An 8980-nucleotide genomic window follows, 5' to 3' on the forward strand; every position below is an offset into this window, starting at 1 on the left:
CGTGGCACGCCGCGCCCCGGAAGGCGAGGCCCTTCATCCGCCGAGGCCCGGCGCGAGGCCGGAGAGCATCGCGGTGCCCAGGACCAGCACGAAGGCGGCGGCGACGAGCTCGAGGCCGCCGAGCGCCAGCAGCCCGGCCTGCCCCCGTCCGCCCGCGAGGCGCAGCGCCATCCGCTTGGCGAAGACCGCGAGGCAGGCCAGCGCGGTCGTGGTCACCGCCGTGCCGAGGGCCATCGCCAGGACCGCCAGCACGCCCGCCCCGGGCACGCCCTGCGACACCGCGAAGACCAGGACCAGCACCGCCCCCGCGCAGGGGCGCGTGCCCGCCGCCAGCACCACCCCGGCGCGCTCGCGCCACGTGTCGAGGGTGTCGAGGGCCTGCGGACCGGGCAGGTGGTTGCAGCCCGGTCCGCAGCCCGCGCCGAGATTGGCGAGGCGGCCGGCCTTGCGCCACGTCAGGACCAGCCCGATCAGCGCGACGAGGGCGAAGCTCACGGTCTCGATCAGGGTGCCGGCCCGGGTGATGCTCGCCGCCGTGGCGTTGAGGGCCAGCGTGCCGAGCCCGACGATCGCCCCGGCCACGCAGGCCTGGAGCAGCGCGGCGAGGACGCTCAGCGCGGCGCCGCGCCGGAGCGCCCGCTCCCCCGCCAGGATGTAGCCCGCGATCACCGCCTTGCCGTGGCCCGGGCCGGCGGCGTGGAACACGCCGTACGCGAAGGCGAGGCCGATGAGCGGGGTCCAGCTGCCGCCGCCCCGCAGCGCGCTCACCGCGGCGTTGAGGCTGCGGGAGAAGCTCGCCTGGAGCGCCAGGATCACGCCGCCGAGCCCCGTGGCGGCCGGGGCGGCCTCCCGGAAGCCGATGCCGAAGGGCGAGCGCGGCGGCGGCGCGGCGAGGCCGGGCGCGACGAGCCACGCGATCGCGGCCGCCAGCAACGCGGCCAGCGCGATGGCCGCGGCCATGAGGCCGAGCCTCAGCCCCAGCCGCCCCGCCCCGGCGGGGGCGACGATCCCGACGCCTACGGACATGCCACGAGGACCCGGCTGGCGAACTGCACCCCGTAGGTCGAGGCGGCGGTGAGCGCCTCGAAGAAGGCCTCGGTCATGCCCGGCGACCCGGCATCGGCCGTCTTCGGCTGCTCGGTCTTCGGCCGGGTGACCGTGGCGGCGCAGCCCTGGGGCGCCCCCGCGAGGGTCGCGGCGTCGGCGCCCTCGGCGAACGAGAAGGCGACGAAGTAGGTCGGGTCGTAGACCTCCAGCGCGGCGACCCCCCGCCCCTGCTGGATCGGAGTCTTGAGGGGCAGCAGGAAGGTCATGACCAGCGCCCGGTCGTCCATATGCGCCGCCGGCTCCTTCGGATCGCCGAAGGCCTGGTCCTTGCCGCCGACCTTCAGCTTCGTGAAGTAGCCGAACTCGGCGAGGTTGGCGGTGTTCTCGGCGGCGAGCCCGGCGAGTTCCTCCGGGCTGAGCTTGCCGTCCTTGTCGGTGTCGAGGCCCTGCGTGACGAAGGCCGTGTACTCGGGGTCGAAGCTCCACGTGTCGCGGACGCCGACGAGCTTGCCGCCCTCGTAGACGAGCTGGGCCTTGGCGGTCACCCAGACATGCGGGTGGGCGGCGGCGGCCGAGGCGGCGCAGCCGAGGGCGGCGGCCAGCAGAAGGGCGGGCGGTTTCGGACAGTGCGCGGCGATCGGCATGGGCGGAGGCACGCTCGCGGAGGGAGGCGGTCAGGCCGGATCTCCTCGCGCGCCGGTTGGGCGAAAGCGAGGCGCCGTACCGACCCCGCGCCGGTCACTCGCCCCCGTCGAGGCCCATCAGCTGGAAGCTCACCCGCAAGTCGTTTGACATCGGGATGTCGAGGCGCTCGCCGTTGGGCAGCCGCTTGAGGAACCAGCGCTCGTAGGTCCAGCGCAGCGCCCGGGTTTCGGCGAGCCGGGTGAAGGTCTGCTGCACGAGGCCGGCGAGTTCCGGGTCGTCCTTGCGGAACATGATGCCGTAGGGCTCGTAGGAGAGCTTGTCGGGCAGGACCGTATAGTCCGCTCCGTCCTTCGCGTCCGTCGCGATCAGCCCGTAGAGCAGCACGTCGTCGGTGGCGAAGGCGTCGGCCTTGCCGGCCTTCACCATCGCGTAGGAGGCGGCATGGTCTGGGGCGGTCACCACCTGCGCGTTGATCTTCAGGCGGGCGAGCTGGTCGCGCACGGCCTTCTCGTTGGTGGTGCCGGCCGTCACCACGACTGTCCTCCCGCCGAGATCCCGGTAGGAGGCGATGCCCGATCCGCGCCTCACCAGCAGTTGCGTCGCGCTGATGTAGTCCACGGGCGAGAAGGCGACCTGCTTGCGGCGCTCGGCATTGGCGGTGGTCGAGCCGCACTCGAGGTCGATCTTGCCGGAGGTCACCGCCTCGATGCGCGTCTCGGCGGTGAACGGCGCGTAGCGGATCTTCACGGGCCGGCCGATCGCCGCCTGGACGTCGTCGGCGATCTCGCCGCAGAGGTCGATGGCGTAGCCGATCGGGCGGGGGCTGCCGTCCGGCTGCTTGCCCTCCACGAAGGAGAACGGCACCGAGCTCTCCCGGTAGCCTAGGACGATCTCCCCGCGCTCGGCGACGCTCCTGAGTGTCCCGGTGAGCACCTCGACGGCGGAGGCAGGCGTCGCCGCCAGCGCCAGCGCCACAACCGCGACGAGTCGCATCGTCATCACTCGGCCTCCGAAGGGCACCGCACAAGCCACGCCGCGATTCCGGGCACCCGTGAGAGCGCTCATGAGAGCGGCCTTCCTGCGCCCGCCATCCCGGCGCGCGCAGATTTCCCCGGACCGGCCCCTACTCCGCCGGCGAAGCCATGGTGCCGACATGGTCGAGCCGCTGGTCGGTGGCGGTGAGCTGTCCCTCCCACTTGGCGACCGCCACGGTGGCGACGCTGTTGCCCAGCACGTTGGTGGCCGAGCGCCCCATGTCCAGGAACTGGTCGATGCCGATGATCAGCAGCAGCCCGGCCTCCGGGATGTTGAAGTGCGACAGCGTCGCCGAGATCACCACCAGCGAGGCGCGCGGCACGCCGGCCATGCCCTTCGAGGTCACCATCAGCAGGAGCAGCATCGTGAGCTGCTGGCCCCAGCTCAGCGGGATGTTGTAGGCCTGCGCGATGAACATCACCGCGAAGGTGCAGTACATCATCGAGCCGTCGAGGTTGAACGAGTAGCCCATCGGCAGAACGAACGACGTGATGCGGTTCGGCACCCCGAACTTCTCCAGGTTCGTCAGCATCTTCGGGTAGGCCGCCTCGCTCGACGCGGTCGAGAAGGCCAGGACGAAGGGCTCCTTGATCAGGTTGAACAGCCGCGCGATGCCGCCGGCCCCGAGCATCAGGAAGCCGACCCCCATCAGCAGCACCCAGAGCACGCCGAGGCCGATGTAGAACTCCACGAGGAACTTGCCGTAGGTGATCAGCACGCCGATGCCCTGCGTGGTGATGGTCGCCGCGATGGCGGCGAACACCGCCACGGGGGCGAACATCATCACGTAGCCCGTCACCTTGAGCATCACGTCGGCGACGCCCTCGATGCCCTGCGCGAGCAGGCGCCCCTTCTCGCCGAGGGCGGCGAGGCCCACGCCGAAGAAGATCGAGAAGACCACGATCTGCAGGATCTCGTTGTTGGCCATCGCCTCGACGGCGCTCTTCGGCACGAGGTGCGTCACGAACTCCTTGAGCGAGAGCGAGGCCGCCTTGAGCCCGGTGCCGGCCCCGGCATCTGGCAGCGGCAGGTTCAGGTTGTGGCCGGGCTGCATCAGGTTGACCATGATGAGGCCGAGCATCAGCGAGCAGAACGAGGCGCCGACGAACCAGAGCAGCGCCTTGCCGCCGACCCGGCCGACCGACGCCGTGTCCCCGAGATGCGCGATGCCGACCACCAGCGTGGAGAAGACCAGCGGCGCGATGATCATCTTGATCAGCCGCAGGAACACGTCGGAGACCAGCGCGATGTAGCCGGCGATCTCCTTGGCGGTCTGCGGGTCGGGCCAGGTGATGCTGCAGGCGTAGCCGACGGCGATTCCGAGGAGCATGCCGACGAAGATCATCGTCGTGAGTCGCGACCCTGCCATCGGTACTGCTCCTCGCACGGGCCCGGGATGATCGAGCATTGCAATTCGTTAACGTGTCGCAGGAACTGCGCCACACGCAAGCCCGACCAGGGGGCGTTACTGGCGTGGTCGACTGTTTTCACGCGACGCTCGGGCGGCGATGAAACCTGTGGCCGGTGTGCTACGGCTGCGGTACGAGACTTGCCCCGCCAAGCTGCCTGCGCTCTCCGTAGGCGGCCCAAGCAACCTGCGCGCGAGAGTTCATGGACGTCTTCGTACAGCAGCTCATCAACGGGCTGACGCTCGGCTCGATCTACGGCCTGATCGCGATCGGCTACACGATGGTGTTCGGCATCATCGGCATGGTGAACTTCGCCCACGGCGACGTGTTCATGGTCTCCTGCTTCATCGCGCTCATCACCTTCCTGCTGCTGACGGTCTGGCTCGGGGTCAGCTCCATCGCGCTGGCCTTCCTGGTGGTGCTGGTGGTCGCCATGGCGCTCACCGCCCTGTGGGGCTGGGCGATCGAGCGGGTGGCCTACCGGCCGCTGCGCGGTTCGTTCCGGCTGGCGCCCCTGATCTCGGCGATCGGCGTCTCGATCTTCCTGTCGAACTTCGTGCAGGTCGTGCAGGGCGCGCGCAACAAGCCGACCCCGCCGATGCTGTCGGGCGGCATCACCCTGTTCGAGCGCGACGGCTACGCGGTGTTCCTGGCCTGGAAGCAGGTGCTGATCATGGCGGTGACCGCCGTGCTGCTCACCGGCTTCTGGTACCTCGTGCAGCGCACGCCCTTCGGCCGGGCGCAGCGCGCCTGCGAGCAGGACCGCAAGATGGCGGCGCTGCTCGGCATCGACGTCGACCGCACGATCTCGCTGACCTTCGTGCTCGGCGCGGCGCTCGCGGCCGTCGCGGGCGTCCTCTACCTCATGTACTACGGCGTCGTGTCCTTCTCGGACGGGTTCGTGCCCGGCGTGAAGGCCTTCACGGCGGCGGTGCTCGGCGGCATCGGCTCCCTGCCCGGGGCGGTGCTCGGCGGCCTGATCATCGGCCTGATCGAGACCTTCTGGTCGGCCTATTTCTCCATCGAGTACAAGGACGTCGCCGCCTTCTCGATCCTGGCGATCGTGCTGATCTTCATGCCGTCGGGCATCCTGGGCCGGCCCGAGGTCGAGAAAGTCTGATGGCCGCCTCGCAGAACGCTCTCCCCGGCTCCGCGATGGCCGGCATCCTGCGCGACGCCGCCCTCTACGCCCTCGTCACCTTCGGCCTCTGCGTCCCGATCATCGCCTTCCGCACCGATCCCGGGCCCGGGACCGAGCTGGTGCTGGTGCCGCGTTGGGGGCTGGTGGCGGCGCTCTGCGCGGCGATCTTCGTGCTGCGCCTCGTCCAGCGCCTCGTGCTGCTCCGCCGCGACGCGCGGCGGGCGCTGACCCCCGCCCCGGCCCAAGCCACCGAGGCGGTGCACGGCGAGCCCGACGCCGGGCAGAAGACCTCGAAGGTCGGTCTCTGGCTGTTCATCTTCGTCGCGCTGACCCTGCCGATGATCTCCGCGCTGGCGACCGGCGGCCTGTCCTCGGCCCGCTACTGGATCGACCTCGGCATCCTGATCCTCACCTACGTGATGCTCGGCTGGGGCCTGAACATCGTGGTCGGCCTCGCGGGCCTCCTCGACCTCGGCTACGTCGCCTTCTACGCGGTGGGGGCCTACTCCTACGCGCTGCTCTCGACCACCTTCGGCCTGTCGTTCTGGGTCTGCCTGCCGCTGGCGGGCCTGTTCGCGGGCCTGTGGGGGATGATCCTCGGCTTCCCGGTGCTGCGCCTGCGCGGCGACTACCTCGCCATCGTCACCCTGGCCTTCGGCGAGATCATCCGCCTCGTCCTGATCAACTGGACCGACGTCACCGGCGGCGGCGCGGGCATCTCGTCGATCCCGCGGGCGACCTTCTTCGGCATCCCGTTCACGGCGGGCGAGGGCGGGTTCGCGGCGACCTTCGGCATCCCGTACGACTCGATGCACCGCCTCGTCTTCCTGTACTACCTGATTCTGGCGCTGGCCCTGATCACCAACTTCGTCACCCTGCGCCTGCGCCGCCTGCCGATCGGGCGGGCCTGGGAGGCCCTGCGCGAGGACGAGATCGCCTGCCGGTCGCTGGGCATCGACACGACGGCCACGAAGCTCACGGCCTTCGCGCTGGGCGCGGCCTTCGGGGGCTTCGCGGGCTCGTTCTTCGCCGTGCGCCAGGGCTTCATCAGCCCGGAGAGCTTCAACTTCCTCGAGAGCGCCATCATCCTGGCGATCGTGGTGCTGGGCGGCATGGGCAGCCAGGTCGGCGTCGCCATAGCCGCGGTGGCGATGGTCGGCGGCCCGGAGATGCTGCGCAACCTCGGCTTCCTGAAGGCCGTGTTCGGCGAGGGCTTCGACCCCAGCGAGTACCGCCTGCTCCTGTTCGGGCTGGCCATGGTCGCCATGATGGTCTGGCGACCCCGCGGCCTGATCTCCGAGCGCATGCCGTCGGTGTCGCTGGGCCAGCGGCGCGCGGTCTCGGGCGCCCACGTCAGCGAGGGGCACGGCTGATGGCGACGTCACCTCTCCCCCCGCCGGTGCTCACGGTCGAGCACCTGACCATGCGGTTCGGCGGCCTCACCGCCGTCTCCGACCTGTCCTTCGAGGCACGCCGCGGCGACATCACCGCGCTGATCGGCCCGAACGGGGCCGGCAAGACCACGGTGTTCAACTGCATCACCGGCTTCTACAAGCCGACCGAGGGCATGCTGACGCTGGCGCACGCCGACGGCACGTCGCATCTGCTGGAGCGGCTTCCCAACCACAAGGTCAACCGCACCGCGCGGGTCGCCCGGACCTTCCAGAACATCCGCCTGTTCCAGGGCATGACCGTCCTGGAGAACCTGCTGGTCGCCCAGCACGCGCCGCTGATGCGCGCGTCGGGCTACACGATCCTGGGGCTTCTCGGTCTCAGGACCTACCGGGACGCGCAGGACGCCGCGATCGAGCGGGCGAAGGCCTGGCTCGAGCGCATCGACCTGATGGCGCGGGCGGACGATCCTGCGGGCGCCCTGCCCTACGGCGCCCAGCGGCGCCTGGAGATCGCCCGGGCGATGTGCACCGACCCGGTCCTGCTCTGCCTCGACGAGCCGGCAGCCGGCCTCAACCCCCGGGAATCGGCCGAGCTGAACGGCCTCCTGCGCCACATCCGCGACGCGCACGACACCTCGGTGCTGCTGATCGAGCACGACATGTCGGTGGTGATGGAGATCTCCGACCACGTGGTCGTGCTCGATTACGGCGTGAAGATCGCCGATGGCTCCCCCACCGAGGTGCGCAGCGACCCCAAGGTGATCGCCGCCTATCTCGGCGTCGAGGACGAGGAGGTCGAGGCCGTGGAGGCCGAGGTCGGGATCACCGTGCCGCACGCGGACGCCCATACGGGAGCCTCGGCATGAGCGTCGCCGGCATCAACGTCCTGGTCGAGGAGACCCGGGCGATCCAGGCGGGAAAGAAGCCGCCGCTCCTCGCGGTGCGCGACGTCTCGACCTATTACGGCAGCGTCGCCGCCCTGCGCGGGGTCGATCTCGACGTCGCCGAGGGCGAGATCGTCACGCTGATCGGCGCCAACGGCGCCGGCAAGTCGACCCTGATGATGACGATCTTCGGCAGCCCGCAGGCGCGGTCGGGGACGATCACCTACGACGGGCGCGACATCACCCGGCTGCCGACCCACGCCATCGCCCGGCTCGGCATCGCCCAGTCGCCGGAGGGGCGCCGGGTCTTCCCGCGCATGACCGTCTACGAGAACCTCCAGATGGGCGCCGCGCTCCACGACGGGCGCTTCTTCGCCGAGGATCTGGAGAAGGTCTGCACCCTGTTCCCGCGGGTGAAGGAGCGCCTGAACCAGCGCGCCGGCACCATGTCGGGGGGCGAGCAGCAGATGCTGGCCATCGCCCGGGCGCTGATGAGCCGCCCGCGGCTGCTGCTCCTCGACGAGCCGTCCCTCGGCCTCGCGCCCCTGGTGGTGAAGGGCATCTTCGACGCGATCCGGGAGCTGAACCGGACCGACGGCATGACGATCTTCCTCGTCGAGCAGAACGCCTACCACGCCCTCAAGCTCGCCCATCGCGGCTACGTGCTGGTCAACGGCCGGGTCACCATGAGCGGGACCGGGCGGGCGCTGCTCGACGATCCGAACGTTCAGGCCGCCTATCTGGAAGGGGGCCATGCCGGCCCGGTCGGGACATGAGCATGCTGCAGGGGATCCTGTACGAGGAGCCGTCGGCCTGGCTGTTCCTGCTTGTGACCGTCGTCATGGGCGGCTGGGCCGGCTGGATGGCGGCCCGCGGCATCGCCCGGGGCTGGCGGCCGTTCTGGCAATGCGCCCTGGCGCTGCTCCTGGTGGCAGCCGCCGTGCGCTTCATCCATTACGCCCTGTTTTCGGGCACCCTGCTGTCGCTGCACTACTATGCGGTCGACGCGGTCGTCGTCATGATCATCGGCGCGGCGGGCTTCCGCTACACGCGGACGCGCCAGATGACGAGCCAGTACCGCTGGCTCTACGAGAAGACCTCACCGCTGACATGGCGCGCGCGGGCGCCCGCGGCCGGCGAGGTCCGATGAGTGCGGCCGGATCCGCACGTGCGGTCCTGACATCTAGGGGAAGTACGCGATGAGATCGATTCTGCTGGCCGGGCTCGCCCTCGGCGCGATGGTGGCGGCCGCGCAGGCCGCCGAGGTCAAGCTCGGCGTCGCCGCGCCGATCACCGGCAACAGCGCCGCCATCGGCGCGCAGCTCAAGAACGGTGCGAGCCAGGCGGTCGAGGACCTCAACAAGGCCGGGACGCTGAAGGGCACGACGCTGACCGTCACGGTCGGCGACGACGCCTCCGACCCGA

At 70.4% G+C, this 8980-nt stretch carries 10 protein-coding genes; 6 read left to right on the top strand and 4 right to left on the bottom strand.

Features of this window, described 5'->3' with window-relative positions; genetic code table 11:
* Nucleotides 1-33: 33 nt before the first annotated feature.
* The 4 genes from ACTJK8_RS15465 to ACTJK8_RS15480 all read right to left on the bottom strand — a co-directional run bounded on the left by ACTJK8_RS15465 (nt 34) and on the right by ACTJK8_RS15480 (nt 4096).
* Nucleotides 34-1026 (bottom strand): nickel/cobalt transporter, encoded by a 993-nt coding sequence (locus tag ACTJK8_RS15465; protein ID WP_012319213.1) that lies wholly within the window; start codon nt 1024-1026, stop codon nt 34-36.
* Nucleotides 1017-1691, bottom strand: a complete 675-nt coding sequence (locus ACTJK8_RS15470) for a DUF1007 family protein (protein ID WP_127991082.1) — start codon at nt 1689-1691, stop codon at nt 1017-1019. The genes ACTJK8_RS15465 and ACTJK8_RS15470 overlap by 10 nt, the downstream gene beginning before the upstream one ends.
* Before the next feature lie 94 nt (nt 1692-1785).
* Complete coding sequence (locus ACTJK8_RS15475) at nt 1786-2691, bottom strand: amino acid ABC transporter substrate-binding protein (protein ID WP_440762133.1); 906 nt, start codon at nt 2689-2691, stop codon at nt 1786-1788.
* Between the two features lie 124 nt (nt 2692-2815).
* Nucleotides 2816-4096: a dicarboxylate/amino acid:cation symporter gene (locus ACTJK8_RS15480; RefSeq protein WP_076728328.1), complete on the bottom strand. Its 1281-nt coding sequence runs from the start codon at nt 4094-4096 to the stop codon at nt 2816-2818.
* A gap of 242 nt (nt 4097-4338) precedes the next feature.
* Between ACTJK8_RS15480 and ACTJK8_RS15485 the strand changes: the two genes are divergently transcribed.
* The 6 genes from ACTJK8_RS15485 to ACTJK8_RS15510 form a co-directional block, all read left to right on the top strand.
* Nucleotides 4339-5256, top strand: a complete 918-nt coding sequence (locus ACTJK8_RS15485; protein WP_012319217.1) for a branched-chain amino acid ABC transporter permease — start codon at nt 4339-4341, stop codon at nt 5254-5256.
* Nucleotides 5256-6650 carry a high-affinity branched-chain amino acid ABC transporter permease LivM gene (gene livM, locus ACTJK8_RS15490; RefSeq protein ID WP_012319218.1) on the top strand — a complete coding sequence of 465 codons (1395 nt, stop codon included), beginning with the start codon at nt 5256-5258 and terminating at the stop codon, nt 6648-6650. Before ACTJK8_RS15485 ends, livM begins: the two co-directional genes overlap by 1 nt.
* Nucleotides 6650-7537: an ABC transporter ATP-binding protein gene (locus ACTJK8_RS15495; RefSeq protein WP_440762134.1), complete on the top strand. Its 888-nt coding sequence runs from the start codon at nt 6650-6652 to the stop codon at nt 7535-7537. The genes livM and ACTJK8_RS15495 overlap by 1 nt, the downstream gene beginning before the upstream one ends.
* Nucleotides 7534-8331 carry an ABC transporter ATP-binding protein gene (locus ACTJK8_RS15500; protein WP_012319220.1) on the top strand — a complete coding sequence of 266 codons (798 nt, stop codon included), beginning with the start codon at nt 7534-7536 and terminating at the stop codon, nt 8329-8331. The genes ACTJK8_RS15495 and ACTJK8_RS15500 overlap by 4 nt, the downstream gene beginning before the upstream one ends.
* A gap of 5 nt (nt 8332-8336) precedes the next feature.
* On the top strand, nt 8337-8705 hold the full coding sequence (locus ACTJK8_RS15505; protein WP_041372610.1) for a DUF6867 family protein: 369 nt from the start codon (nt 8337-8339) through the stop codon (nt 8703-8705).
* 49 nt (nt 8706-8754) lie between these two features.
* Nucleotides 8755-8980 (top strand): ABC transporter substrate-binding protein (locus tag ACTJK8_RS15510; RefSeq protein WP_440762135.1); only part of this gene is annotated, 226 nt, incomplete at its 3' end.

The sequence above is a fragment of the Methylobacterium sp. 22177 genome, from assembly GCF_052045615.1.
Lineage (GTDB): Bacteria > Pseudomonadota > Alphaproteobacteria > Rhizobiales > Beijerinckiaceae > Methylobacterium > Methylobacterium radiotolerans.

Excerpts from the sequence above, each read along its gene's own strand:
- livM (WP_012319218.1), top strand. The coding sequence starts at position 5,256 with ATGGCCGCCTCGCAGAACGCTCTCCCCGGCTCCGCGATGGCCGGCATC.
- ACTJK8_RS15485 (WP_012319217.1), top strand. The coding sequence starts at position 4,339 with ATGGACGTCTTCGTACAGCAGCTCATCAACGGGCTGACGCTCGGCTCG.
- ACTJK8_RS15500 (WP_012319220.1), top strand. The coding sequence starts at position 7,534 with ATGAGCGTCGCCGGCATCAACGTCCTGGTCGAGGAGACCCGGGCGATC.
- ACTJK8_RS15470 (WP_127991082.1), bottom strand. The coding sequence starts at position 1,691 with ATGCCGATCGCCGCGCACTGTCCGAAACCGCCCGCCCTTCTGCTGGCC.
- ACTJK8_RS15480 (WP_076728328.1), bottom strand. The coding sequence starts at position 4,096 with ATGGCAGGGTCGCGACTCACGACGATGATCTTCGTCGGCATGCTCCTC.
- ACTJK8_RS15475 (WP_440762133.1), bottom strand. The coding sequence starts at position 2,691 with ATGACGATGCGACTCGTCGCGGTTGTGGCGCTGGCGCTGGCGGCGACG.
- ACTJK8_RS15465 (WP_012319213.1), bottom strand. The coding sequence starts at position 1,026 with ATGTCCGTAGGCGTCGGGATCGTCGCCCCCGCCGGGGCGGGGCGGCTG.
- ACTJK8_RS15495 (WP_440762134.1), top strand. The coding sequence starts at position 6,650 with ATGGCGACGTCACCTCTCCCCCCGCCGGTGCTCACGGTCGAGCACCTG.